Below are 23541 nucleotides of genomic sequence, written 5' to 3'. Positions count from 1 at the left end.
TCTCACCGGAAGGCTATTTTAACAAAGAAACGAGGGACCGGAGATCCCTCCGGTCCCTCCAGGAACGAGACGTGAAGCTCCACCTTACAGCGGCCCGGGTTTCGTCTCCTCACCCCGCCCCCAGGCGGGCGAAGGGGGAGACGGGAGCCGGGACCCGCCGGCGGCGCCGGGCCAGGGCGATGCGCAGGATATGCACCGCCATCCGCCCATAGTCATACCCCGCCGCCGCCGCTGACCGCACGAACCCCGCATCCGGCGACAGGTCCGGATTCGGGTTCACATCGATCACATAGGGCGTCCCATCCGGCGCCAGCCGGATGTCCACCCGCCCGTAATCCCGCACCCGCAGCGCCCGATACGCCAGGGCCGCGACATGCACCACCTCCGCCTCCGTCCGCTCATCCAGCGGCGCCGGCACCACCGGAACCGTCCGCCGATACCGCTCGCTCCCCCGATCCCACTTGGCGAACTGATCGACGATCCGCTCCTCCTCGGACAGGCCGTCGAAATGGATCTCCGAGATCGGCAGCGGCTCCGGATCCCCGTTCCCCCACAGGCTGACGTTCAGCTCCCGACCCGGGATGAAGGCTTCCACCAGGGCCGGTTGCCGGAGGACCTCCAGCACATACTCCACCCGCTCCCGCAGCGCCCGGGGAGATGGGGCCACCGCCTCCGGGGTGATCCCGATGCTGCCGTGCTCCCGCGCCGGCTTGACGATGGCCGGAAAGACCTCCCACCCCTCCAGGTCCGCCAGCCGATGACACACCCGCCAGGCCGGCGTGGGGATCCCGTTCAACGTGAGGAAAGCCTTCATCAGGGCTTTGTGGCCTGCCACGGTCAGCGCCCACGGGCCGGACCCCGTATACAGGAAGCCCAGGGCCTCCAGGGCGCGGGCCACCCGGGGCTCCCCATAGGGATCCCCCTCCAGGGCCTCGCACCAGTTGAACACCACCCACTCCTCGGGATCAAAGCCCTGCAACGCGCCCCGCACATCCCGACGGACCTCGACGGGACGAACGGTGAGCCCATGGGCTTCCATCCCTCCCTGCAGTCTGCAGACGCACTCCCGGGCATACGCCTGATCTTCCGGAGGCCATGCGCCATCCATGTTGTAAAGCAGGATCACCTGACGCACGGTCCTCAGGCTCCATGGACGCCGGGACATCCTCCCTCCTCCGGAGACCGGGTCCTCGCCTCCGCCGCCGGCGCGCTCGCCTCCGACGAAGGCCCCAGACCCTTCAGATACAGGGCCAGCCCCTCGCCGGCCTCGTAGAAATCCTCCACCACCGCGAGGAGCCGGAACCCATGCCGCTCATAGAAACAACGGGCCGGCGCGTAGGCCGGGGTGGTCGCCGTCTCCACCAGGATCCACCGCCCGCCCTCCCGCCCCACGTGCGCCTCCATCGCGCGCAGCAGGGCGGTCCCGATGCCCCGCCGCTGGGCCGAAGGATCCACCAGCAGCCAGTAGAGATCCCACGACCAGCGGGTGAGGGGCCGCCGCCCGTAACAGATCAGCCCCCGGATCTCCCCATCCCGCTCCTCCGCCCACACCCGGAAGTGATAGCCGCTCTCCTCGAAGCCTCTGCGACAGGCCTCCCGGAAGATCTCGATCAGCGTCTCGATTTCCTCCGGCCGGAACACTCCACACCGCTCGGCCAGCGCCCGGATGGCCGCCTCCTCATCCGCTCGGGGCCAGCGAATAGGCGACATCGACATCCCCCGTCGGGACAGGTTGAAGCCGCGGCGCCTCCCGCCGTCGATACCGCCGCTCCCACGCCAGGCGGATCAGCCGCTCGGCCAGCATGCCGTAGGAATAGCCCGCCGCCCGCGCGGCGTTCACGAAGCCGCTGTTCGGCGCCAGGCTGGGGTTCGGGTTGACCTCCAGCACATACGGCGTCTCCCCCTGCAACCGGATGTCCACCCGGGCGTAATCCCGACAGCGGACCGCCCGGAAGGCCCGCAGGGCCACCTCCCGCACCCGCTCCGCCCGTTCCTCCTCCAGCTCCGCCGGGCAGCGCACGGGGGTCAGCTCGTATTCCTCCGAGCCCGGCAGCCACTTGGCCGCGTAGGTGCACACCCGCCACAGGGGGTTGGGGATGCGGGAGTAATCCACCTCCGCCAGGGGAAGGACCTCCGGGTTCCGCCCGCCCCAGAGGGCCACGTTGAACTCCCGCCCATCGATGAAGGTTTCCACCAGAGCGGGCTGGCGGTAGACCCCCAGGACGTAAGCCACCCGCGCCCGCAAGGTCCTCTCCTCCGTCACCACCGCCTCCCGATCGATCCCGTGGCTGGCGTCCTCCATCAAGGGCTTCACGATGGCCGGGAGGGGGATCCGGAGGGGCTCGTCGGGGTTGTGGAACACCTGAGCCGGGGGCGTTGGCAGGCCGGCCTCCCGCAGGCGGGCCTTCGCCCGCGCCTTGTCCAGACAGAGGGACAGGGTCGCGCCGGAAGAGCCGGTGTAAACGAAACCCCGGGCCTCCAGGGCCACCGGCACCACCGCCTCCCCCTGGGGGCGGCCCTCCAGAGTCTCGCAAAGATTGATCACCAGGGTTTCCCGGGGATCGAAGGAATCCAGCGCCCGGTGGAGAGACTCCAGGTCCCGGATCCCCCGCGCCTCCACGGGCCATCCGCGCTCGGCAAGGGCCTCCGCCATCGCCTGCGCCGTCCAGAGCACCTCCTCGTCCGCGATCCCATCGCGGGGCTCCCCCCGCGGGAGCCGCTCCACCACGCTATACAGGATCAGCACGCGACCCGGCATCGCCGAACGACGGCGCATCGGTCGCTCCCTCAACAGGCGGATTCACTCCGCGCCCGCCGCCACGGCCGCGGGGACCACCGGCTCCGGGGACAGGCCGTAGCGACGGCAGGCCGCCTCCAGGATCCGAAGGATCAGGAGCTCGTAAGACATCCCATCGGCGCGGGCGTTGAGCACCATGTCGCTGTAATGCGGATTCAGCCCGGGCAGCGTGTTGATCTCCAGCAAATAGATCCGCCCCGTGGCCGCATCGATCCGCATATCCACCCGGCTCACGTCGCAGGCCCCGATGGCCCGGAAGGCCTCGAAGGCCAGCCGCTGGGCCTCCCGCAACAACGCCCGGTCCAGCGGCGCCGGGCAGAGATAGCGGGGGCCCAGGGGCATCTCCGACTTGATGAACGAGGTGTAAAGCCCCCGCTGATCCGGAGGGCATACGCTGAGATCCACCATCATCGGCGGGAAGACGTGAACGCCCCCCAGGTCCAGTCCCTCCTCGGTGGCCCATCCGCCCGGAGGCCGGAGCCACGCCGCATCCCCCTCCACGTTCCCGATGAGGCCCACGGTGAGCTCCGGGCCGTCGATGAACGCCTCCACCAGGGCCTCCTGCCGGTAGGTCCGCAGGATATAGGCCACCTGCTCCCGCAACTCCGCCTCGTTCGTCACCACCGACTTCGCCGAGATCCCCATCCCGCTTCCCTCCCGGTTCGGCTTAACGAAGAGGGGGAAGGAGAGGCGGGGATCCAGGGGCTCATCGGGACGACGGAAAACCTGGAAGGGCGGCGTGGGCAGGCCCTCCGCGACCCACACCCGCTTGGTCATCGCCTTGTCCAGGGAGATGGCCAGGGCCAGGACCCGGGAGCCCGTGTAGGGGATGCGCATCATCTCCAGCATGGCCGGGACATGGGCCTCCCGGGAGTCCCCCCAGTAGCCCTCGCAGATGTTGAAGCAGATGTCCGGCCGGAACCGGCGGAGGGCCTCCGGAAGCTCCAGGTTGCCCTCGAAGATGGCCGTGGTGTGGCCCGCGGCCTCCAGAGCCCGGGCGATCCCCTCCACCGTCTCCTCCGAGTCCAGCTCCGCCCAGGCGTCCGGCGGATCGTCCGGCCCCTTCGGGGCGTTCCGCTTGAGGTTGGCCAGAACCGCCACGCGCATCACAGCACCTCCCCGTTGACGACCGGGAGGGGCTCCCCGATGATCAGGGGCATGGTTTCGGTGCCCCCCGTCTGGAGCCGCCGGTGCACGGCCTGGAAGCCCTCCGGGGCGATGGTCATGGCGTCGCCCTGGAGCAGCCCGAAGATCCCGCGCTGGCCGGGCTCGGGGCGCTGGTTCCGGCAGTATTCGCACCGGCTCGAGTCGTGGGGCGTGTAATCAGTGGGCTGCTCGTAGGTGCTGATGAAGCCCTCGAAGTTGCGCAGCACCACCCGGCGCTCGTTCATGGCCAGCAGGTAGTTGGGCATCACCGGCACCTTGCCGCCCCCGCCCGGCAGGTCGATCACATACGTGGGGATGGCGTAGCCGCTGGTGTGGCCCCGCAGGGCCTCCATGATCTCCAGCCCCTTCGAGACCGGCGTGCGGAAGTGCCCGGCCCCCTCCACCAGATCGCATTGATAGAGGTAATAGGGCCGGACCCGGCGTTTGACCAGCTCGTGGACCAGGGCGCGGATGATGTGGGGGCAGTCGTTGACCCCGGCCAGGAGCACAGTCTGGCTGCCCAGCGGGATGCCCGCGTCGGCCAGCTTCGCCAGGGCCTCGGTGACCTCGGGGGTGAGCTCCTTGGGATGGTTGACGTGGATGTTCATCCAGAGCGGATGATACTTGCGCAGCATGGCCACCAGGTCCTCGGTGATCCGCTGCGGCAGGAAGATGGGCACCCGCGTCCCGATGCGGATGATCTCCACATGGGGGATCTCCCGCAGCCGGCGCAACAGGTCCTCCAGGATCGGCTGGGGGAGGATCAGCGGGTCGCCCCCGGAGAGCAGCACGTCCCGGATTTGAGGCGTGCGGGCGATGTATTCGATCTGCCGGTCGTAATCCCGCCGCCCGAAGTTGGCATGGGGATCGCCCACGATGCGGCTGCGGGTGCAGAACCGGCAGTAGCTGGCGCACTGGGTGGTCACCAGCATCAGCACCCGGTCCGGATAACGATGAACCAGCCCGGGGACCGGGGAGTGCTGGTCCTCGGCGAGGGAATCCTCCATCAGGCCCGGCGTCGGCTCCAGCTCCCTCGCCGTGGGGATCACCTGACGCCGGATGGGGCAGTTCGGATCATCCGGGTCGATCAGAGAGGCGAAATAAGGGGTGATGTCCATGCGGAACCGGTGGGTCGCCGCCGCACCGGCCTCCTCCTCAGGGGTGAGACGGATGATCTGCTTGAGCTGTTCCACCGAGTTCAAGCGATGGGTGAGCTGCCAGCGCCAATCATCCCAGAGCGCATCGGGCACATCCCGCCAGATCGGCGCCCGCGGGCTGCGCCGCTTCCCACCAGGGGGCTCCTCCTCCAGGCGCTTCCGCTCCTCCATCTCCTCCCGCCTCCGGATACAGGATGCTCCGGGAAGGGCCATGCTTCCCCTCCCACGAGCGGGATTTTACTCCATGCGCGCCTTCCCATGCGTTAAGAAAACGTGTAGGTTCCGTGAGATTTCGGTGAATATCATTCATCTACGAATTTCGATAAATCGATAATCATCGATGAATGATCCTGGGTAGATCGAGGGAGCTTGCCGGAGGGGGGGCTTTCGCCGGGTGGAGGAGCGGGGTATAGTCGGGCTCTTGAAGGGAGCGGGCGTTTTCAGGCTCGCTCGAACCCGTGGTCCTCAGGAGGGATCCATGGAGGAGCCGGCGACGCCGGAGCGCGCTCTGGTGGTGGCGGCGCATCCCGATGACGTGGAGTTCACCTGCGCGGGCACGCTGGCCAAGTGGGCCCGTCGGGGATCCCGGATCGCCCTGGTGCTGTGCACCAGCGGCGACGCCGGGACGGAGGAGGCGGGCCGCTCCCGGGAGGAGGTGGCGCGCATCCGGGAGGAGGAACAACGAGCAGCGGCCCGCGTCCTGGGCCTGGAGGAGGTGATCTTCCTTCGTCACCCGGACGGCCTGCTGCAGCCGACGCTGGAGCTGCGGCGGGAGCTGGTGCGGGAGATCCGCCGCTTCCGCCCCCAGGTTCTGGTCTGCGGAGATCCTTCGGTTTATTTCTACGGAGAGGACTACATCAACCATCCGGATCACCGCGCTGCGGCGCAGGCGGCCCTGGAAGCGGTCTTCCCGGCCGCCGGGATGCCGCTGGTCTTCCCCGAGCTGGGCCTGCCGCCCCATCGGGTGCAGGAGGTCTACATCTACGGGGCCGCCCAGCCCAACCTGTGGATCGACATCGAGGAGACCCTCGCGCTCAAGATCGAGGCCCTGCGCTGTCACCGCTCCCAGATCGGGGATTGGGATCCCGGTCCCATGCTGCGGGCCTGGGCGGCCGAGGAGGGGCGCGCCGTCGGCCTGCGTTACGCGGAGGCCTTCCGGCGCATGCGCCTGGGGTAGGAGCGGCCGTCGCAGAGGCTTGTTTCAGAAACGCATCAACAGAGAGACCAGACGATACACCGGCTGGAGGATGGAGGAAAGGAGCCCCAGCTGGCGATCCAGGATCAGGAACAAGAGAAGGGGGAGCGGACCGTAGGCTTCCAGCCGGGCGTAGGCGTAGGCCATGTCCGGCGGCAACAATCCCTGCAGCACACGGAAGCCGTCCAGGGGCGGCAGCGGCAGCATGTTGAACACCGCCAGCCCGACGTTGATGAAGATCCAGGCCCGTAAGAAGGCGAAGGCCAGAGGGGTCGCCAGCAGGAGCTCCGGAGCCGCCCGATAGACCAGGATCCCCAGCCCGGCCAGGAGGAGGTTGGCCGCCGGTCCCGCCCCGCCCACCAGGGCCATGCCCACCCGCGGCCCATACCGGAGATAGAGGGGGTTCACCGGCACCGGACGGGCCCACCCGAACCCGGCCAGCACCAGCATCAGGGCGCCGATGGGATCCAGATGGGCCATGGGATTAAGGGTGACCCGCCCGGCGCGCCGGGGGGTGGGATCCCCCAGGCGCTCCGCCACCCAGGCGTGGGCGAGCTCGTGGAACGGCAGGGCGAACAGGAAGATCACCGCCAGGGCCAGCAGGTAACCCGCATCCAGTCGCAGGAACGGCATAGGGCCTCCTCGTCGCTTTCCCGCCGATTGAAATCGGCCTCCCCAGGCGCTCCGCGCCAAGCGTCGGCCTCCGCCGACGCAGAAGACCCCTTCCCGGTCGGCGCAGGCCGACCGTCGGCCGAAGGCCCTCCCGCCGATTGAAATCGGCCTCTCCAGGCGCTCCACGCCAAGCGTCGGCCTCCGCCGACGCAAAGGATATCCTTTTCGGTCGGCGCAGGCCGACCGTCGGCCGAAGGCCTTCGAAGGCCGAATTCATTCGGCGCACAGGCCGACCGTCGGCCGAAGGCTTTCCCGCCGATTGAAATCGGCCTCTCCAGGCGCTCCACGCCAAGCGTCGGCCTCCGCCGACGCAAAGGATATCCTTTTCGGTCGGCGCAGGCCGACCGTCGGCCGAAGGCCTTCGAAGGCCGAATTCATTCGGCGCGCAGGCCGACCGTCGGCCGAAGGCTCTCACGCCGATTGAAATCGGCCTCTCCAGGCGCTCCGCGCCAAGCGTCGGCCTCCACCGACGCAGAAGACACCCTCCCGGTCGGCGCAGGCCGACCATCGGCCGAAGGCCTCTGGAGGCCGAATTCATTCGGCGTCGCTACGCCCGCACGAACAGCGAGACCGTCTCGATGTGATAGGTCTGCGGGAACATGTCGAACGGCTGGACTTCCACCAGGCGATACCCGGCATCGATCAGGCGTCGGGCGTCCCGGGCCAGGGTGGCCGGGTCGCAGGAGACGTAGATCCAGCGGGAGGGGCGCAGGGCTTGCAGCGCCTCCAGGGCCTCCGGCGAACACCCGGTCCGCGGCGGGTCCACCACGACCACATCGAAAGGGCCCTCCAGCCCCGGCGCCACCTCCTCCACCGTTCCCATCCGGATCTCCACGTGGGGGAACTCGGAGAGATTGAAGCGGGCGTCGGCGGCGGCCGCGGGGTGCGCCTCGATCAGCACCACCCGCCGGGCGAAGGGCGCGAGATGGGCTGCGAACAGCCCGACCCCGCCATACGCATCCAGGACGGCCTCCGTCCCGCGCAGGTCCGCCCATTCCCGAACCCGGCGAACGAGGGCTTCCGCCACCGCGGTGTTCGTCTGGAAGAAGCTGGGCGCGGAGATGCGGAAACGGAACCCGTCCACCTCCTCCGTAAGGTAATCCAGGCCGATGAGCGGGACGGCCTTCTCCTCCTGCGTGAGCAGGACCAGGGAGACCCGCAGATCGGTCTCCAGGAGAGGGGGTTCGTCCCCTTCCGTCTCGAAGATCACCATGCGGTCCCCGGTGCGGACGCCGCAACGAAGGGTGAGGCGGCGCAGGGGCAGCCCTTCGATCTCCAGGGCCTCGTAGAGCTCCTGGAGCATGGGATGGGCGATCCAGCATCGGGTGATCGGGATCACCCGGTGGGAGCGCATGGCCTGGAAGCCCAGGCGCCCGTCGGCGGAGACGGAGAACTGGACCTGGTTCCGGTAGCCGAAGGGGTCGGGGCTGGGGATCATCGGACGCACCGGCGGGTCCTCGATCTTTCCGATGCGGCGCAAGGCATCCCGGACGACGGCCTCTTTGAGGCGCAGCTGGGCCTCATAGGCGATGTGCTGGAAATGACACCCCCCGCAGGTCCCGAAATGGGGGCACGGCGGATCGACCCGCTCCGGCGCCGGGCGGAGCACCCGGAGGATCCGTCCCCGGGCATACGAGCGGTGGTCCTCCACCACCTCGATCTCCACCTGCTCCCCGGGGATCCCGAAGGGGACGAAGATCACCTTGCCCTCATGGCGGCCGATGGCCTCGCCGCCGTGGGCGATCTGTTCCAGGGTCAACCGGATCCGCGTCATCCCCAGGTTCCCTGCCGCAGGTGCGATCCCTCCGCCCCCGCATGGCGCTGTTCCCGAAATCGCGGGGATCAGAGATCCAGGTCGGGCTCCCGGCTGGCCTCGATGGCCAGCTCGATGAACACCGCTGAGGTCCAGCCGAAGATGGGAGCGGCGCGGGGCGGCCGTCCGCCGGTCTCCGGATGGTAATACTCGTAGAGATCGCGATGGCCCATGGCCAGCCGGAGGGTGCGCCGCCGCAGCTCTCGGGCCAGCTCCGGGTATCCGCACCGGAACAGCCCCTCGATGAAGAGGCGGTTGATGTTCAGCCAGGTGGGGCCGCGCCACATCTGCTCCGGATTATAGTGCGGATCGTCCAGGGCCACGGTGGGGATGGGATAGCGCGGCCAGAAGGCGTGCGGATCCTGCAGATGGGCCACCAGCCGCTCCACGATGGGCCGGGGGAGGCGTCCGGTGAGCAGCGGGTAGAGGCTGAGGGGGGTCTTGATGCGCACCGGCTGCTCCCGCCGCAACGGCCAGAACAGGCCGGCCTCCTCATCCCACATCGCCGCGATCATGCGCTGGGTGAGGGCCTCCGCCTCGGCCCGCCAGCGCGCCGCGTCCTCCGTCTCTCCGATCACCTCAGCGATGCGGGCGAGATGCTCCATCTGGATCACCAGGTAGGTGTTGAGGTCCGGCGACTCCACCGGCATCCCCCCATCCCACACCGGGGAATCGTCCCAGCCGGAGGAATAAGGGTGGTTATACTGGCACAGGCCATCCCGGTCGTCGTCGTTCCGTTCGAACCACCACCGGTTCCAGCGCACCAGAGGCTCGTAGATCTCATCCAGGAAATCCCGATCGCCCCCCATCTCGTAGATCTTCCAGGCCGCCCAGGCGGTGATCGGCGGCTTGGTCACGTCCGCGTCCACCGGCAGCGGAAGATGGGTGACCCGGCCTTCATCGTGCACCGCATCGGGGATCATCCCGTCCTCCCGCTGGTGATCCAGGACCAGGCGGATCTGATCCTCCGCCAGCTTGAGGTCCACGTAGCGATAAGCCAGGGCGTGGAAGCAGGCGTCCCACTGCCAGACGCCCACGTAGTGGATCTTGCTGGGGGTCATCCCCTCGCGGGTCATGTAGAAGCGGGGGGAGATCAGCCCGGCCCGCATCACCCACCAAGCGTAGTAATACTGAGGGGCCAGGGCTTCGTGGACCGGCGGGGCGGCGGCGAACCACTCGTGCCAGCGGGCCTCGGCCTCCTGAAAAACGGGAAGGGCCGGCCGCAGGCTGCGGTTGAATCCGAGGCGAGGGGTGATGTTCAGCAGGACGGCGGCGTCCGGGGTGGGCTCGACCAGGAACGTGATCCGGAAGAGGCCGGGGCCGGCGGACTCGATTTGATTGAGGCGCAGGCGGGCGTTCGTCGTATAGGCGAGGTTGCGCACCCCTCGCAGGATCCCGCCCCGGCGATCGGCGCGGGCGGTCTCCGCCTGGGCGACGAACTGGAAGCCGATGGACTCCGGAGGAAGGGAGAAGTAGAGGGCCTCCGGATCGTTGAAGGTCATCCCGATGGTCCCGCGGGGGGTATGGAAGAACACCGCATGGGGGTAAGCGGTGAAGGAGACGGGCAACGGCTCGCCATCGGGGCCGATGAAGACCATGCGCTCCACGATGGGACGGCGCTGGCGGTAATCGCCGAACTTCTCCTGCTGCTTCTCCCAGCGCTCGGCCAGCCTGATGAACAACCCGGGCACCCCCGGGCGCAGGTCCTCGGCGAACACCATCATGCGCGAGGACCGTTCGCTGAAGGGCACGTGGTAGAGATCGATCCGATCCTTCAGCAGCCGGCAGAACGGACTCCTGGGTTCCTCCCAGCCCATCGAGAACGCCATCGCCGATCGCACCTCCCTTCCCCAGGTTTCGCAGGGCCCTCCGGCCTCCCTTCCCCGGATTATAGGGAGGCCCGGACGGCGGGCAACATTTCGCAGGACAGTAGGAGCGGCCTCCGCCGCCACCCCGCGGGATCGAGAAGACGGAGGTTTAGGGTGACAGGGGGCGATCTCCACCGGGATCTTTTACCTCATCGAAGATAGGAGTTCGGGGCTGAAGCCCCTCCTACCAAAAAGAACGATGTCTTTTGGTAGGAGCGGCTTTAGCCGCGACCCTTGCGTCATCGAAGGCGGAGGGTTCAGGGCTGCAGGGGGCGCCTTCATCCGTGGCCTTTGGGGTCTCGAAGACGGAAAGTTCGGGGCGAAAGCCCCTCCTACAGAAAAATCCTTCCTTTCGCCGTCGATCGCCCTGACGCCTTACACGGAGAGCCGGGTCATACGGCGGATGACCAGAAAGCCCAGGAGGACCAGCATCAGCATCAGGCCCAGCAGGGCGTAGCCGGCGACCCCGCTGGTGAAGAAACGCATCATATACCGGCGGTTGAGCGGGAAGAGGATCAGCCAGAGGGCCAGCGGGAGCGCCGCGAGGATCTGGGCGCTGAGACGATAGGCCGCGGTGAGGGTCCGGATCTCGTTCTGGAGATAAACCCGCTCGTGGATGCGCATCGCCACCCGCTCCAGGAACTCCGCGAGGTTCCCGCCCACCTGCTGGTTGATCTGGATGGCGGTGAGGGCCAGGGCGAGCTCCTCGCTGGGCACCCGCGTCCGCATGTGCTCCAGGGCCTCGGCGAGGGAGAAACCCAGCTGGACTTCAATCAGGACCCGGCGGAACTCGTCGGCGAGGGGCGGAGGGAGCCTCCCGGCTGCCTCCTCCAGGGCCCGATACAGGCTCCCCCCGGTCCGCAGGACCCCCGCGATGAGGAACAGGGCGTCCGCCAGCTGCCCTTCCAGGCGACGGCGCCGGGCCTCCCGGCGGTGGCGGAGGAACAGGAACGGGAGGGCCGCTCCCGCGGCCGCGCCGAGAAGAACCAGCCCGGGCAACCGGTAGACGGCCAGGCCGATCCACGTCCCGAGGGCTGTCGCCCCCAGGACCAGCCCGATGAACTCGACCGGGCGCCAGGGGAGATCCGCCTCGGCCAGGCGCCGGCGGAGGGCCCGCTCCCCCCGGCGATGCCATTCTTTCGCCCTCGCCCACCGCTCCGACAGCCAGCGGGCGAGCCGCTCCCGCTCCGACGGTCGCTCCGGATCCTCCGCCTCCCACTCTTCCTCATCCTCCATCCGGAAAAGAGCAAGCAGCGCGCCGAGGAGGAGCAGGAGGAGGACGCCGAGGAGGATCGCCCCGCTCATCGCCGCAACTCCACCCGGGTCACCCCCGCGGGGCACACCGTCGGATCCGAGACCAGGCGGAAGGTCCCCCAGCCCAGGGAGAGGTCCTTCCCATAGATCGCCCCGCGGTCGGACTCCGCTTGCGGGGCTTGAAGGGTCACCGGGCCCCCGGCGGCGTAGATCAACCCGGTCCAGGTGAAAGAGGAGTTCCCCGTCGTGATCGTGATGGCCCGACCGGCGACCAACAGGGGCGCCCCGCGCTGGGGATCGTTCAACGCATTGCCCAGCTCATAGCGATTGTTCGGATCGTCCAGCAAGAGGGATCCGGTGGCCGCCAGGGTGACCGTGGCCTTGATCGACCCCATCGCCTGGCTTCGCGCAACCCGCGCGTCCCCCTCCAGGTAATACAGCCCGTCCTGCAGGCGGACCCGCTGGGCCGTGATGCATTGATTGGGATCCGGAGCCACGGCCCCCGCCGGGTGCGCGTCGAGGAGGATCGGCTGACCCGGGTTCTGGGGGCGGATACAGTAACGGCTCCCCGGGTAGGCGCTCCACAGCGGGCCGCCGGGGGCGAAGTCCGAGGGAGCGTAAAGGGCTGGAAGAGGCTGGAAGGAGACCTGGACCCGTCCGCCCTGGCATTGCACCCAGAAACCGATGTCCGCGGTGGTTCCATACTCACACACCCCGCGGATCGTGCCGACCCACCGGAGGGTGAGGTCCCTCCCTGCATGGACACTGCCGGTGACGTCCAGGGAGGCGAACTCGGCGCGGAGATCGTTTTCGGCGAAGAGGGCATGGGCGCAGGCAGGGCTCGGGCGATAGAGGGCCACGGCCAGGGCCCGCACTTCCAAAGGATCGAAGCCGAAGACCCCGGCGAAGAAGGCGTCGAACCGATTGATGACCGTGACCTGAACCCCCCGGGCGTCCGCCGGGATGGCCCCCGATGGCAGGGGCGCCAGGAGGTTGCTGTTCTCATCTACATAGTAAGCTTCGAAGACATTGGGGGCGCCGTCCACGTTGAAGACGCCGTGGGCGTCGATGGCCTCCCGCAGGGCGGCCAGGAGATCCGCCTCGCTCCCGCCCTGGCGTCGGATCTCCCACAGGCGTCGGGCGCCGGAGAGGGCGGCGGCGTCGGCGGCGTTCTGAGCCCGCCGCCGCTGGACGAAGGCATTGCCGCCGTCGATGGCCAGCGCCACCAGCGCCAGAAACCCCGCGAAGGCCAGCCCGAGCAACACCAGGGCCTGCCCGCGCCTCCCGCGCGCCGCGATCCTCCGCCGCATGTCCATCCGAGGCCCTCCCCGCCCCCGCCGTAGGGATCCCGAAACTCCGCGTTTCTCCATTTTCAAACCGATTTTACAAAAGTGTATGAAACGCCGAGGAGGGACAAAGGTCCGGGGGGGAGCGTGCTATCGGATGCCGGCGAGATCGGGCAGGATCTCCGGGGGCACCTGATCGTCGACGGGCTCCCCGCGGGCCAGGCGCTGGCGGACCTCCGTAGAGGAGATCCCGGCGAGATCGGAGGGAAGAGCGAGGAAAGCGATGCGCTCCCGATAGGGGGCGCGGGCGGGATCGTTTCGGAAGGCCTCCAGGGCGGGGAGATCCCATGGGGGGCGGGGCGCGACGACCAGGCGGGCGGTGGCGAACAGGGCCTCCAGGGCCGCTTCCATCGCCATATCCGGATAGTAGCGGGGATCGAACAGGCGGACCAGGGTGTCGCCGCCCATCAGGAAGAAGAGCTCGGGTCCCTCCCCTACTGCCTCCCGGAGGGCCTGCGCCATCTCGAAGAAGCGGGGACGGTTGCAGAGGGCGACGCTGCAGGCCGGCCGCGCCCGGGCGATGGCGAGGAGCATGCGCAGCCGCTCCCGCATCCCGAACCCGACCAGCGGCTTCTCCACGTGGAGGAGGGTCAACAGGAACACGCCCTCCTCCAGCGCGAAGGCCGCCCGGGCAGCCTCCACCAGGGCCACGTGGGCGCGGGTGGGAGGATTGAAGGAGGCGGGGAGAACGCCGATGCGCCGGGCCCCGGGCGTTGCCCGATGCACCCAGCGCCATTGAGGCGGCCCCTGAGGGTCCAGCTCCCTCAAAAGCGCGTTCAGGTCCTCCCGTTCAGGACCCATGGAGGAACTCCCGGGGAGGACGGTCCGCTTATCCGCCCAGGGCCCGGAGGGCCATCGGGAGGCGGAGGAGGAGGTCCCCGGCGGTCACGCCGGCCTCCCCGATCTCCGCGCGGGCCCGCTCGCCGGCCAGGCCGTGCAGATAGGCCCCCAGGGCCGCCGCCTCGAAGGGGCCCAGGCCCTGGGCTCGCAGACCCGCGATGGCTCCTGCCAGCACATCCCCGGTCCCGGCGGTGGCCATCGCCGGGTTGGCGAAGGGCATCACCAGGGCCCGGCCATCCGGGGCGGCCACCACCGTGAAGGCGCCCTTCAGCACCACCACGTGGCCCCAGGCCTGGGCGAACTGCCGGGCGATCCTCAGGCGATCCGCCTCGATGGCCGCTTTCTCCAGCCCGGTCAACCGGGCCATCTCGCCGGGATGAGGGGTGAGGATCGCGGGGCCGGGAAGGCGGGCCGCCCAGTCCCTGGCCTGGGCGATGGCGTTCAGGCCGTCGGCGTCCACGATCAGAGGCGGCCAGGAGAAGGCCGGCGGAGGGGCCTCCGCGGTCTCCGGCTCCAGCTGGAAGCCCAGGCGTCCGCGTTTGAGGGCCCGCTCCATCCCGAACATCCGGTGGACGAAGGCCATCGCTTCCTTCTCCTGGGTGAGCCCCGGCCCGAGGACCATGGCGGCGTAGCCCTCGACGGCCTTCGCCAGCACTTCCACGGCATCGGGGATCAGGACGCCCAGCTCATCCGGCAGCAGGATGTAGGTGATCTCCGCCGTCCGCGCCGCCAGGACCGGGTAGATCGTTCGAGGGATCGCCAGGGTGACCCATCCGGCGCCGACGCGCGCCGCCGCGTGGGCGGCCAGCCCGGGCGCGCCCGGGTAGTTCGTGGATCCCGCCACCACCACGACCTTCCCGAACGTGTTCTTGTGAGCGTCCGCCGGGCGTGGGGGACGCCAGGCCCGCGCCATCGCCGCGTCCATCACCTCGAAGGCGCCCTCCGGGACCCACTTCGGATCGATCCCGATGTCCGCCACCACCAGCTCCCCCACGGCGTGCGCGGCCGGGAACCGGAAGTGACCGACCTTCGGATGCGCGAAGGTCACGGTGAGATCGGCGTGGAAGGCGTTGGGGTCCAGCTCCCCGGTGTCGTAGTTCATCCCGGTGGGCCCATCCACGGCCACCAGCCAGGGCTCGGGGGGCACCCGGGAGCTCCAGGCTGTGGGAGCCAGGGGGGCGCCCGGGGCGAAGAAGGAGGCCGGCCACGGCCGCCGATCGCTCACCTCGGCGCGCACGATCTGGAGCATCCGCAACAGGTCCCCCTCCAGCGGGCGCGTGGTCCCGGTCCCCAGCAGGGCGTCGACAACGACCGCGGCGCTGCGGACCCAGAGGCGGAGCACCCGCCACGTGCGGTCGTCGCCGGCCTGGGCGATGAAGCAGCCGGCCGCCTTCGCCGCCTGGAAGACGGGATCGGTCTCCTCTCGGGGTTTGAGGAGGTAACAGGCCACCTCCGCCCCGGCCTCCTTCAGCAGGCGGGCCGCCGTCAGGCCGTCTCCCCCGTTGTTGCCGGGGCCGACCAGCACCAGGATCCGCCGCCCCTGGACGGGCATCCGTCGCATGATCTCGGCGGCCACCGCCTGGCCGGCCCGTTCCATCATCCGCGCGTAGGTGTGGCCAGCGGCGTCCGCCGCGGCCTCCGCCTGGCGCATCTGCGCGACGGTGAGCGCTTTCATCCGTGAGGCTCCCAGGAGAACAGAATCCGCCCGGGCCTCCGGGCCATCGGTTGCCTACCAGTAAAATATATAGCGAACGGGGAGGGAAAGCGATGGACCTGATCAAGCCGCTCTCGTTGTTGGACAAAGTGCGTTGAATCGAGCCGATCGCTTCGGACATCCAGCGCGAGTTCATGTCGATGAGGCCTGCCCCGCGGAAATCGTTGTGGGGCCTGTGCGCGGATCTGGGGCCAGCGCCGTCGGCTGAAGAGATCGACCAGGCACGTCGGGAAGGGTGATCTCTTTCTGATGGAGCATGTTCGATTGCTTCAAGATCAGGGGTCGCGCCGTTATATCGCAAGCCAGGAGGGAAAGCGATGCGCCCGGAGCTGGGGTTGATCGTGCAGGAGCCTTACGCCACATACATCGTGTTGGGGAAGAAGACCTGGGAGATCCGCCGGTATCCGACGCATATCCGGGGGCGCATCGGGATCGTCAGCCCGCGGGGGTGGATCGGGACGGCGGTGCTGGCGGAAGTGCGGGGCCCGGTCTCGGTGGAGGCCCTGCGGCATCAGCGCTCCCGGCACCGGGCGGATCCCGAGTTCCTGGAGGCTTACGCCCAGGGGCGTCCGCTTTACATCTGGGTGTTCACCGACCCTCAGGCCTTCCCTGAGCCGATCCCCATCTCCCGCCCCCGGGGGCCGGTGGTCTGGATCCGGCTGGAGGAGCCCCCATCTCGAAGAGCCCGTAGGGCCCGTCCCTGAACGCCACCAGCGCCTGGACCCTTGCGGGCCCGCCTCGCGCCTTCCCCCGGACGCCTCCCTGGTCGGTGAAGGCAGGCGTTCCCTCTCTTGCCACCTCGCAAGGCTTCGTCCTCGCGGATTGTGGAGCGCCGGCTCTCGATTCCCCAACGAGAGATAGAAAAAACATCCTGGATATGTTAGACTCAGAGCAGAGCACGTGGCGGGAGGCCTCAGATGCGCGCTCGCTTTTGGGTGGGAGGCGGTTTGCTCATCGCTGCCATCGGAATGCTGATCGTCAACGGGTTGCGCAGCGCGTCCCAGTATTACCTCACCGTCTCCGAGCTGAAGGCGCGGGCGGCGAGCCTGCAGGGCCGCCCCATCCGCCTCTCAGGGATCGTCGACGGCGGGACGATCCGCTACGACCCGGAGACGCTCTATATCGAGTTCGGCCTGGTGGACCGCGTGGCCGACATCGGTAAGGTCCCGCCGCTCAAGGTGGTCTACCAGGGGGTGAAGCCGGACCTCCTCCAGAACGAGGCCCAGGCGATCGTGGAGGGCACCCTGGGGCCGGATGGGGTGTTCTACGCCCGGACCCTCCTCCTCAAATGCCCGACGCGTTATGAAGAGGAGGCCGCCACGGGATCCTCCCGATAGGAGGGCTTGGATGGTCCGGGAGGTCTCTCCCCCGGAGGAGCTCCAGCGGCGGCGGGCCGCCCTGGAGGCCGAGCTGGCCCGCTTCCTGGACTTCCTGCGAACCCATTATGTCCCTCAACGGGTGATCCTGTTCGGCTCCCTGGCGGAGGGCCGGCTCCATCCGGACTCAGATCTGGATCTGGTCGTGGTGATGCCCTCCTCGCGCCCGTTCCTGGAGCGCATCGGAGAGCTCCTGGAGCGCTTCCGTCCCCGCGTGGGCGTGGATCTCCTGGTCTACACCCCTGAGGAGTTCGAGGAGATCCGGAACCGTCCCTTCTTCCGCGAGGAAGTGCTGGCGAAGGGAGTGGTGCTCTATGAATCCCCTTCCGGAACATTGGCTCCGCTTCGCCCGTGAGGACTTGCGAATGGCGGAGCTGGCTTTTGAGGACGAAATCTACAATCAGACTTGCTTTCACGCGCACCAAGCTATCGAAAAGGCCCTTAAAGCCTGCTTGGAGGCCGAGGGCAAGCTGCCTCCCAGAACCCATAAGATTGCGGATCTCATCGCTCGAGTTCGCGGTTTATCTCTATCTGACCTGGAGGGAAAGTCGCTACGCATGGATCGTTTCGACATTCCGCCCCGATATCCTGACGCGCTACCCGGGATGCTACCTGAAGGATGGCCGGGCCGTGCGGAGGCCTTGGAGGCCCTGGATCGAGCCCGAGAAGCCCTTCGACGAGTGGAGGCACTGCGATGAGTCTGCTGGGGGAGCTGGTGCTGGATCTGGCGTGGGGGCTGGGCCTGGCGGGGACGGCCCTGGCCTTTTATGCGGGGTGGCGCCGGGAGGCGCGATGGGAGGAGGTGGCCCGGCGCATCGGCCTGGTGATGGCGCCGCTGCTCACCCTGGCCGTGCTCCTGCTGGAGTCCGCCCTCCTCGCGGATGACTTCCGCCTGATCTACGTCGCCCAGGTCTCCCGGCAGACTCAGCCGCTCTTCCTCAAGATCACCGCCCTGTGGGGCGGCCAGAACGGCTCCCTGCTCTTCTGGTCCTGGCTGATGAGCCTCTTCCTCTTCGCGGCCATGGCCCGCGCCGATCGCTTCCCCCGCGATCTGCGGCCGTTCATCGCCGGCGTCCTGCTGCTGACCCAAACGTTCTTCCTGCTGCTCAACCGGTTCTTCGCCAACCCCTTCGAGACCTTCCCGGTCCCCCCGGCGGATGGACGGGGGTTGAATCCCCTGCTGCGCCATCCGGGGATGATCGCCCATCCCCCCCTGCTCTACCTCGGCTTCGTCGGCTTCACCGTCCCCTACGCCATCGTCATCGCCGCCCTGCTGGCCGGCCGGCGGGATGATGAATGGATCCCGCTGCTGCGGCGGTGGACCCTGGTGGCCTGGCTGTTCCTGAGCCTGGGCCTGCTGGTGGGGGCCCGCTGGGCCTACGACGTGCTGGGCTGGGGCGGCTACTGGGGATGGGATCCGGTGGAGAACGCGGCCCTGCTCCCCTGGCTGACGGGGACCGCTTTCCTGCACTCGGTGATGGTGCAGGAGCGCCGGGGCATGCTGAAGGTGTGGACGGCGCTGCTGATCATCCTCACCTACGCCCTGGTGATCCTGGGGACGTTCATCACGCGCACCGGGGTGATCGCCTCCGTGCACGCCTTCGCCCGCTCGGCCATCGGGGTGCCCTTCCTGATCTACATGGGGCTGGTGCTGGTGGGCTCCCTGGCCCTGCTGACCGTGCGCTGGGAGCTCCTGCGGGCGGAGAACCGCATCGAGTCCTGGCTCTCCCGGGAGACATTCTTCCTGCTCAACAACTGGCTCTTCCTGGGGATCGCCTTCGCCGTCTTCTGGGGCACGTTCTATCCGATGTTCTCCGAGCTGCTGTTCAACGAGAAGCTCACGGTGGGCCCCCCATATTACAACCGGGTGACCGGGCCGCTGTTCGCGGGCCTCTATCTGCTGATGGGGGTGATCCCCTTCCTCCGCTGGCGGCGGACGCCGGGGGCTTCCCTGAGGCTGGCGGTGGGCTCCTCGGCCATGGCCGGGCTGGGGGCGATGGCCCTCGCCCGCGCCCTGGGGGTGTCCCTACCGTGGGCCCTGGTGGGATTCGGCCTTTGCGCCTTCGCCGGGTGGGGGACCCTGCTGGATTATGCGCTGGGGGTGCGGGCGCGGCGCCGCGCCACGGGGGAGCCCTGGCCGACCGCCCTGGCCCGGCTGCTGGCCCGCAGCCCCCGCCGTTACGGGGGTTACCTTGTCCACCTCGGCGTGGTCCTGATTGGGATCGGGGTGATCGGCTCCCAGGCTTACCCGCAGGAAACCCAGCGCACCCTCCAGCTGGGAGAGGCGCTCTCCTTCGGCGGCTACCGGCTGGTGTATCAGGGGATCCGGCAATACACCCCGGCGACGGAGCCGGACGTGGTGGTCACTCAGGCCTGGGTGCGGGCTTTCGACGCCCGGGGGAATCTCCTCGCCGATCTTTACCCCTACGTGCTGCAATACGACAGCGGAGAGAGCCTGACGCCCCCGGCCCTGCGGGCCACGCTCAAGGAGGATCTTTATATTCTGCTGAGCGGATGGGTGGAGGGTGGGAACCGGGCGACCTTCAAGATCTTCATCAACCCGCTGGTCTCCTGGATCTGGATCGGAGGGATCGTCCTGATCCTGGGGACGCTGGTGGCCGTGTGGCCTCGGCCCGCGCCGGCCCCAGTCCCACAGATGATCCGTCCCCGGCTTCAGGAAGAGCCGTCGATGATCTCGTGAGGGAAAGCCATGCGGAAGTCCGCATACCTTCAAGGACCCCGCCCTCTCGGCTTTGCGCTGGGCGCTATCTTCCTGGTTTGGGCCCTGGCGGTAGCCCGGCCCGCCGGGGCCCAGACCCCGGTCCCCCCGGTGCCCGACGACGAGGTCAACCGGGTGGCCCGACAGCTGTATTGCCCGGTTTGCGAGAACGTGCCGCTGGACGTCTGCGACACGCCCACGTGCATCCAGTGGAAGGAGGAGATCCGCTCCATGCTCGCGGCCGGCCGGAGCGAGACGGAGATCGTGGATTTCTTCGTCTCCCGCTATGGGATGCGCGTGCTGGCCGTCCCGCCCCCCCGGGGGATCGGTCTGGGAGTGTGGCTGATCCCGGCCCTCGGGCTGCCCGCCGCCGGGCTGTGGCTGGCCTCCCGCCTCGCCCGCTGGCGCCGCCCGGCGCCCGCGCCGGAGGTGCCCCCGGAGGCCGGCTCCGATGAAGCCGCCCGCGCCCTGGATCGGTGGGTGCGGGAGAACTGGTAGGAGGACCGCATGGCCCGGATGGGACGATGGGGTTGGGGAGCGGCCCTCGCCCTCGCCCTGATCTTCCTCGCCCTGCTCGGCTGGGCCTTCATCGAACGAGGGCGGACCGCGCCGACCGCCGGGCCGGCGCCGGATTTCACCCTCTCGCTTTATGAGGGCTACGACGGCGGGCTGGGGATCCGGGAGTTCCGGCTGCGAGAATGGCGCGGACGTCCCGTGGTGATCAACTTCTGGGCCTCCTGGTGCAAGCCATGCGAGGAGGAAGCTCCGTTGCTCGAAGCCCTGTGGCGGAAATACCGGGAGCGCGGCGTGATCTTCGTGGGCGTGGATTACCTGGACGTCCCCTCCGCTGCCCTGGATTACCTGCGGCGGTTCGAGATCACCTACCCCAACGGCCCCGATTTGGGCACGCGGATCTCCCGTCTGTATCGCATCACCGGCGTCCCCGAGACCTTCGTGGTGGACCCGGAGGGCCGGGTGGTTTTCTATAAGGCGGCGCCGATCCGGCCCGGGGAGCTGGAGGCCGTTCTCGATCCGCTGGTCAAATAGGAGCGCGGGATGGGAGAGACCCTCGTGACCCTGCTGATCGGCTTTGGGATCACCCTGCTCACCCTGCTCTACGTCCTGAGCCCGCTCCGGGGGAAAGAACCGCTCCATCCGCCGCAAGATCGGGAGGCCCTCCGGGCGCAGTATGAGCGGATCCTGAGGGCCCTGTGGGATCTGGAGACGGATTGGCGGATGGGGAAGATCCCGGAGGAGGATTATCAGGCCCTGCGGCAGCGTTACCTGCAGGAGGGCGTTGCGGTGGGACAGGCCTTGCAAGGAGAAGGCGAGATCCCGGATCTTGAGGCCCGGATCGAGGCGGCGGTCCGGGCTCGCCGAGCCCAGCTCCGGAGGAAGCCGCGATGAGCCCACGCCTTCCCCACACCCTCCTCCCGCTTCTGCTCGCCGGGATCCTCCTCACCGGCTGCTCCCTGACCCTGGCCGCCCCTCCGCCCGCCGGCGATGTTCCCTTCCGGACCCAGCCGATGCCCACCCCCACGCCGGCGCTTCCCCCGGCCTCCCTCTCCCTCAAGACCGGCCAGACGATCTTCCGGGAGCGCTGCGCCGCGTGCCACGGCGCGCTGGGGCGCGGCGACGGCCCTCAGGCGACCGCCCTCCGCGCCCGCTTCCCGGACGCCCGCCTGGACCTGACGCAGGACTTCGCGGCCCGCACCGCTTCCCTGTGGGACTGGTTCCGAGTGGTCAGTGAGGGGCGACCGGAGCGGGGCATGCCGCCCTGGGCGAACGCCCTCAGCGAGGCGGAGCGCTGGGCCGTCGTTTTCTACGCATGGTCTCTGGCCGTGCCGCCCGAAGCCCGGGCCAGCGCCCCACAGCGCTACCGGGAGGCGTGCGCGGCATGCCACGGCGCGGATGGACGCGAGGGGGCGGCTTCCCTCGCGGATCCGGAGCGGCTGCTCCGGGCAGCCCCCGCCGCATGGATCGAAGCGCTGCGGCCGGAACGGGTCCCCGCCCACGCCGGGCTGCCCGAGCTCGCCCCGGAGATCCGGCAGGCCCTCGTCGCTTATCTCCCGGATCTGGCCTTCACCGTCGCGGATCGAGAGGTTCGGGATCCACCCCGCCCGACCGGGAGCGCCGAGGTGAGCGGCCAGGTCCTCCACGGAGCGACCGAGGCGCCCGCGGCCGGCGTCACCGTCACCCTCTACGCCCTGATCGGGTCCTCCCCGATCTTCTCGCAGACGACCCGCACGGCGGCCGATGGGAGCTTCCGCTTCCCTGAGGTGCCGGTGTATGCGGAGGCCGATTACCTCCCGATGGCGGAGTGGCAGGAGATCGCTTACCCGGCGGCCCATCCGCTCACCCTGACCGCCGGGCATGCGCTCACAGTGACGCTGATGGTCTTCGACCGGACAGCGGACCCCGGAGGGATCCACATCGATCAGGCCCACTGGATCCTACAGCCGCTGGCGGATCGCCTGCTGGTGACCGAGATCTGGATCTACTCAAACCGGGGATCGGCCGCCTATGGAGGCGCCGGGAACCCCGGGATGATCTTCTTCCTTCCTCCGGGCGCGTCCAACCTTCAGATCGCCGAGGGCGAGCTGGGCGCCCGTTACCGACAGGAAGGAGAACGCTTGATCGACACCGCGGCCATCCCGCCCGGGATGGGCTATCAGGCGGCGTTCGGGTATGAGCTCCCCCTGGCCCGGGCGCGGACGCTGACCCTGCGCTCCCTGTATCCGGTCGCCCAGTGGAACCTCCTGATCGCAGGCGACGCGATGGAAGCGACCGGCCCCGGGATCCGGGATCTGGGACTGCGCACCCTGGGATCAACGGTGTATCGTCTCTATGAGATCCGGCCTCCGGATCCGGGGCAGGCGATCACCCTTGCCCTGCGGCCCCGCTCGGCGGCTCCCGGCTGGCTGGTCCCGGTCCTGCTGATCCTCGGCGCAGGGCTGGCGGCCGGGATGGTATGGTTCAGGTGGGGCCGACAGGTGGATCCCATCGAGGAGCTCGCCCGACTGGACGAGGCCTACGCGGCGGGGGAGGTGGACGAGGCGACCTACCGCCGGCGGCGGGCCGCCCTGAAGGCCCGCGCCATGCGCCGGATGGGCGTCGAATGAATTCGACCTGGAGGGCCTTCGGCCATCGGTCGGCCTGTGCGCCGAATGAATTCGGCCTCCAGGGGCCTTTGGCCGGTGGTCGGCCTACGCCGACCTGGAAAAGCACCTTTTGCGTCGGCGGAGGCCGATTTCAATCGGCGCCAAGGCCTTCGGCCGACGGCCGGCCTGTGCGCCGAATGAATTCGGCCTTTGAAGGCCTTCGGCCAACGGTCGGCCTGCGCCGACCGAGAAGGTGTCTTCTGCGTCGGCGGAGGCCGACGCTTGGCGCGGAGCGCCCGGAGAGGCCGATTTCAATCGGCGGGAAAGCCTTCGGCCGTCGGCCGGCCTGTGCGCCGAATGAATTCGGCCTCGGAAGGCCTTCGGCCAACGGTCGGCCTGCGCCGACCGGGAAGGTGTCTTCTGCGTCGGCGAAGGCCGACGCCCGGCGCGCAGCGCCCGGAGAGGCCGATTTCAATCGGCGGGAAAGCCTTCGGCCATCGGTCGGCCTGTGCGCCGAATGAATTCGACCTCGGAAGGCCTTCG

At 68.9% G+C, this 23541-nt stretch carries 22 protein-coding genes; 10 read left to right on the top strand and 12 right to left on the bottom strand.

Annotated elements, in window-relative coordinates:
* Positions 1-109: 109 nt before the first annotated feature.
* From KNN16_RS01680 to ablA, 5 genes are read right to left on the bottom strand one after another with little or no spacing between them, the layout of a single operon-like run.
* A complete protein-coding gene (locus KNN16_RS01680) occupies positions 110-1165 on the bottom strand; it encodes an ATP-grasp domain-containing protein (RefSeq protein ID WP_303898320.1) in 1056 nt (351 codons plus the stop codon).
* Positions 1141-1710 carry a GNAT family N-acetyltransferase gene (locus tag KNN16_RS01675; RefSeq protein WP_303898319.1) on the bottom strand — a complete coding sequence of 190 codons (570 nt, stop codon included), beginning with the start codon at positions 1708-1710 and terminating at the stop codon, positions 1141-1143. Before KNN16_RS01675 ends, KNN16_RS01680 begins: the two co-directional genes overlap by 25 nt.
* Positions 1679-2776, bottom strand: a complete 1098-nt coding sequence (locus KNN16_RS01670) for an ATP-grasp domain-containing protein (protein WP_303898317.1) — start codon at positions 2774-2776, stop codon at positions 1679-1681. The genes KNN16_RS01675 and KNN16_RS01670 overlap by 32 nt, the downstream gene beginning before the upstream one ends.
* A gap of 24 nt (positions 2777-2800) precedes the next feature.
* On the bottom strand, positions 2801-3904 hold the full coding sequence (locus tag KNN16_RS01665) for a hypothetical protein (RefSeq protein WP_303898314.1): 1104 nt from the start codon (positions 3902-3904) through the stop codon (positions 2801-2803).
* Positions 3904-5271: a lysine 2,3-aminomutase gene (gene ablA, locus KNN16_RS01660; protein ID WP_303898311.1), complete on the bottom strand. Its 1368-nt coding sequence runs from the start codon at positions 5269-5271 to the stop codon at positions 3904-3906. Before ablA ends, KNN16_RS01665 begins: the two co-directional genes overlap by 1 nt.
* A 307-nt stretch (positions 5272-5578) precedes the next feature.
* Between ablA and KNN16_RS01655 the strand changes: the two genes are divergently transcribed.
* On the top strand, positions 5579-6277 hold the full coding sequence (locus KNN16_RS01655; protein WP_303898308.1) for a PIG-L deacetylase family protein: 699 nt from the start codon (positions 5579-5581) through the stop codon (positions 6275-6277).
* A gap of 24 nt (positions 6278-6301) precedes the next feature.
* Here KNN16_RS01655 and KNN16_RS01650 read toward each other — a convergent pair whose 3' ends face one another.
* The 7 genes from KNN16_RS01650 to KNN16_RS01620 all read right to left on the bottom strand — a co-directional run bounded on the left by KNN16_RS01650 (position 6302) and on the right by KNN16_RS01620 (position 15763).
* Positions 6302-6928, bottom strand: a complete 627-nt coding sequence (locus KNN16_RS01650) for a site-2 protease family protein (protein WP_299285216.1) — start codon at positions 6926-6928, stop codon at positions 6302-6304.
* A gap of 586 nt (positions 6929-7514) precedes the next feature.
* Positions 7515-8741, bottom strand: coding sequence for a class I SAM-dependent RNA methyltransferase (locus tag KNN16_RS01645; RefSeq protein WP_303898305.1), 1227 nt, complete (start codon positions 8739-8741; stop codon positions 7515-7517).
* Between the two features lie 68 nt (positions 8742-8809).
* Positions 8810-10609 (bottom strand): amylo-alpha-1,6-glucosidase, encoded by a 1800-nt coding sequence (locus KNN16_RS01640; protein ID WP_303898302.1) that lies wholly within the window; start codon positions 10607-10609, stop codon positions 8810-8812.
* A 414-nt stretch (positions 10610-11023) separates the two neighbouring features.
* Positions 11024-11953 (bottom strand): type II secretion system F family protein, encoded by a 930-nt coding sequence (locus KNN16_RS01635; RefSeq protein WP_303898300.1) that lies wholly within the window; start codon positions 11951-11953, stop codon positions 11024-11026.
* The gene (locus tag KNN16_RS01630; protein WP_303898297.1) at positions 11950-13218 is read right to left on the bottom strand and encodes a pilus assembly protein TadG-related protein; all 1269 of its coding nucleotides are present in this window, start codon (positions 13216-13218) and stop codon (positions 11950-11952) included. The genes KNN16_RS01635 and KNN16_RS01630 overlap by 4 nt, the downstream gene beginning before the upstream one ends.
* 120 nt (positions 13219-13338) lie before the next feature.
* Positions 13339-14049, bottom strand: coding sequence for a nicotinate-nicotinamide nucleotide adenylyltransferase (locus KNN16_RS01625; protein WP_303898294.1), 711 nt, complete (start codon positions 14047-14049; stop codon positions 13339-13341).
* Between the two features lie 28 nt (positions 14050-14077).
* Entirely contained in the window at positions 14078-15763 is a 1686-nt protein-coding gene (locus tag KNN16_RS01620) for an NAD(P)H-hydrate dehydratase (protein WP_303898292.1), read from the bottom strand.
* 356 nt (positions 15764-16119) lie between these two features.
* Between KNN16_RS01620 and KNN16_RS01615 the strand changes: the two genes are divergently transcribed.
* From KNN16_RS01615 to KNN16_RS01580, 9 genes are all read left to right on the top strand, one after another.
* Positions 16120-16506 (top strand): ASCH domain-containing protein, encoded by a 387-nt coding sequence (locus KNN16_RS01615; RefSeq protein WP_303898289.1) that lies wholly within the window; start codon positions 16120-16122, stop codon positions 16504-16506.
* Between the two features lie 213 nt (positions 16507-16719).
* The gene (locus KNN16_RS01610) at positions 16720-17139 is read left to right on the top strand and encodes a cytochrome c maturation protein CcmE (protein ID WP_299286351.1); all 420 of its coding nucleotides are present in this window, start codon (positions 16720-16722) and stop codon (positions 17137-17139) included.
* Positions 17140-17149: 10 nt separating this feature from the next.
* The gene (locus tag KNN16_RS01605; RefSeq protein ID WP_303898286.1) at positions 17150-17533 is read left to right on the top strand and encodes a nucleotidyltransferase domain-containing protein; all 384 of its coding nucleotides are present in this window, start codon (positions 17150-17152) and stop codon (positions 17531-17533) included.
* The gene (locus tag KNN16_RS15070) at positions 17493-17876 is read left to right on the top strand and encodes a HEPN domain-containing protein (RefSeq protein ID WP_369685868.1); all 384 of its coding nucleotides are present in this window, start codon (positions 17493-17495) and stop codon (positions 17874-17876) included. Before KNN16_RS01605 ends, KNN16_RS15070 begins: the two co-directional genes overlap by 41 nt.
* Positions 17873-19879 carry a heme lyase CcmF/NrfE family subunit gene (locus KNN16_RS01600; RefSeq protein WP_303898284.1) on the top strand — a complete coding sequence of 669 codons (2007 nt, stop codon included), beginning with the start codon at positions 17873-17875 and terminating at the stop codon, positions 19877-19879. The genes KNN16_RS15070 and KNN16_RS01600 overlap by 4 nt, the downstream gene beginning before the upstream one ends.
* A gap of 9 nt (positions 19880-19888) precedes the next feature.
* Complete coding sequence (locus KNN16_RS01595) at positions 19889-20395, top strand: cytochrome c-type biogenesis protein CcmH (RefSeq protein ID WP_303898282.1); 507 nt, start codon at positions 19889-19891, stop codon at positions 20393-20395.
* 9 nt (positions 20396-20404) lie between these two features.
* Positions 20405-20944: a TlpA disulfide reductase family protein gene (locus KNN16_RS01590; protein ID WP_303898279.1), complete on the top strand. Its 540-nt coding sequence runs from the start codon at positions 20405-20407 to the stop codon at positions 20942-20944.
* A gap of 9 nt (positions 20945-20953) precedes the next feature.
* Positions 20954-21304: a hypothetical protein gene (locus KNN16_RS01585; protein WP_299287161.1), complete on the top strand. Its 351-nt coding sequence runs from the start codon at positions 20954-20956 to the stop codon at positions 21302-21304.
* A complete protein-coding gene (locus tag KNN16_RS01580; protein ID WP_303898276.1) occupies positions 21301-23019 on the top strand; it encodes a c-type cytochrome in 1719 nt (572 codons plus the stop codon). The genes KNN16_RS01585 and KNN16_RS01580 overlap by 4 nt, the downstream gene beginning before the upstream one ends.
* Positions 23020-23541: the final 522 nt, after the last annotated feature.

Origin of the sequence: Thermoflexus hugenholtzii (assembly GCF_018771565.1) — a bacterium.
Lineage (GTDB): Bacteria > Chloroflexota > Anaerolineae > Thermoflexales > Thermoflexaceae > Thermoflexus > Thermoflexus hugenholtzii_A.
The sequence above is the reverse complement of the archived record's forward strand: the minus strand, read 5'-3'. Positions and strand labels throughout refer to the sequence as shown.

Coding starts and splice junctions, on each gene's coding strand:
- KNN16_RS01680 (WP_303898320.1), bottom strand. CDS start 1,165: ATGTCCCGGCGTCCATGGAGCCTGAGGACCGTGCGTCAGGTGATCCTG.
- KNN16_RS01630 (WP_303898297.1), bottom strand. CDS start 13,218: ATGGACATGCGGCGGAGGATCGCGGCGCGCGGGAGGCGCGGGCAGGCC.
- KNN16_RS01645 (WP_303898305.1), bottom strand. CDS start 8,741: ATGACGCGGATCCGGTTGACCCTGGAACAGATCGCCCACGGCGGCGAG.
- KNN16_RS01580 (WP_303898276.1), top strand. CDS start 21,301: ATGAGCCCACGCCTTCCCCACACCCTCCTCCCGCTTCTGCTCGCCGGG.
- KNN16_RS01665 (WP_303898314.1), bottom strand. CDS start 3,904: ATGCGCGTGGCGGTTCTGGCCAACCTCAAGCGGAACGCCCCGAAGGGG.
- KNN16_RS01670 (WP_303898317.1), bottom strand. CDS start 2,776: ATGCGCCGTCGTTCGGCGATGCCGGGTCGCGTGCTGATCCTGTATAGC.
- KNN16_RS01590 (WP_303898279.1), top strand. CDS start 20,405: ATGGCCCGGATGGGACGATGGGGTTGGGGAGCGGCCCTCGCCCTCGCC.
- KNN16_RS01620 (WP_303898292.1), bottom strand. CDS start 15,763: ATGAAAGCGCTCACCGTCGCGCAGATGCGCCAGGCGGAGGCCGCGGCG.
- KNN16_RS01675 (WP_303898319.1), bottom strand. CDS start 1,710: ATGTCGCCTATTCGCTGGCCCCGAGCGGATGAGGAGGCGGCCATCCGG.
- KNN16_RS01625 (WP_303898294.1), bottom strand. CDS start 14,049: ATGGGTCCTGAACGGGAGGACCTGAACGCGCTTTTGAGGGAGCTGGAC.
- KNN16_RS01600 (WP_303898284.1), top strand. CDS start 17,873: ATGAGTCTGCTGGGGGAGCTGGTGCTGGATCTGGCGTGGGGGCTGGGC.
- KNN16_RS01610 (WP_299286351.1), top strand. CDS start 16,720: ATGCGCGCTCGCTTTTGGGTGGGAGGCGGTTTGCTCATCGCTGCCATC.
- ablA (WP_303898311.1), bottom strand. CDS start 5,271: ATGGAGGAGCGGAAGCGCCTGGAGGAGGAGCCCCCTGGTGGGAAGCGG.
- KNN16_RS01635 (WP_303898300.1), bottom strand. CDS start 11,953: ATGAGCGGGGCGATCCTCCTCGGCGTCCTCCTCCTGCTCCTCCTCGGC.
- KNN16_RS01605 (WP_303898286.1), top strand. CDS start 17,150: ATGGTCCGGGAGGTCTCTCCCCCGGAGGAGCTCCAGCGGCGGCGGGCC.
- KNN16_RS01655 (WP_303898308.1), top strand. CDS start 5,579: ATGGAGGAGCCGGCGACGCCGGAGCGCGCTCTGGTGGTGGCGGCGCAT.
- KNN16_RS15070 (WP_369685868.1), top strand. CDS start 17,493: ATGAATCCCCTTCCGGAACATTGGCTCCGCTTCGCCCGTGAGGACTTG.
- KNN16_RS01595 (WP_303898282.1), top strand. CDS start 19,889: ATGCGGAAGTCCGCATACCTTCAAGGACCCCGCCCTCTCGGCTTTGCG.
- KNN16_RS01640 (WP_303898302.1), bottom strand. CDS start 10,609: ATGGCGTTCTCGATGGGCTGGGAGGAACCCAGGAGTCCGTTCTGCCGG.
- KNN16_RS01615 (WP_303898289.1), top strand. CDS start 16,120: ATGCGCCCGGAGCTGGGGTTGATCGTGCAGGAGCCTTACGCCACATAC.
- KNN16_RS01585 (WP_299287161.1), top strand. CDS start 20,954: ATGGGAGAGACCCTCGTGACCCTGCTGATCGGCTTTGGGATCACCCTG.
- KNN16_RS01650 (WP_299285216.1), bottom strand. CDS start 6,928: ATGCCGTTCCTGCGACTGGATGCGGGTTACCTGCTGGCCCTGGCGGTG.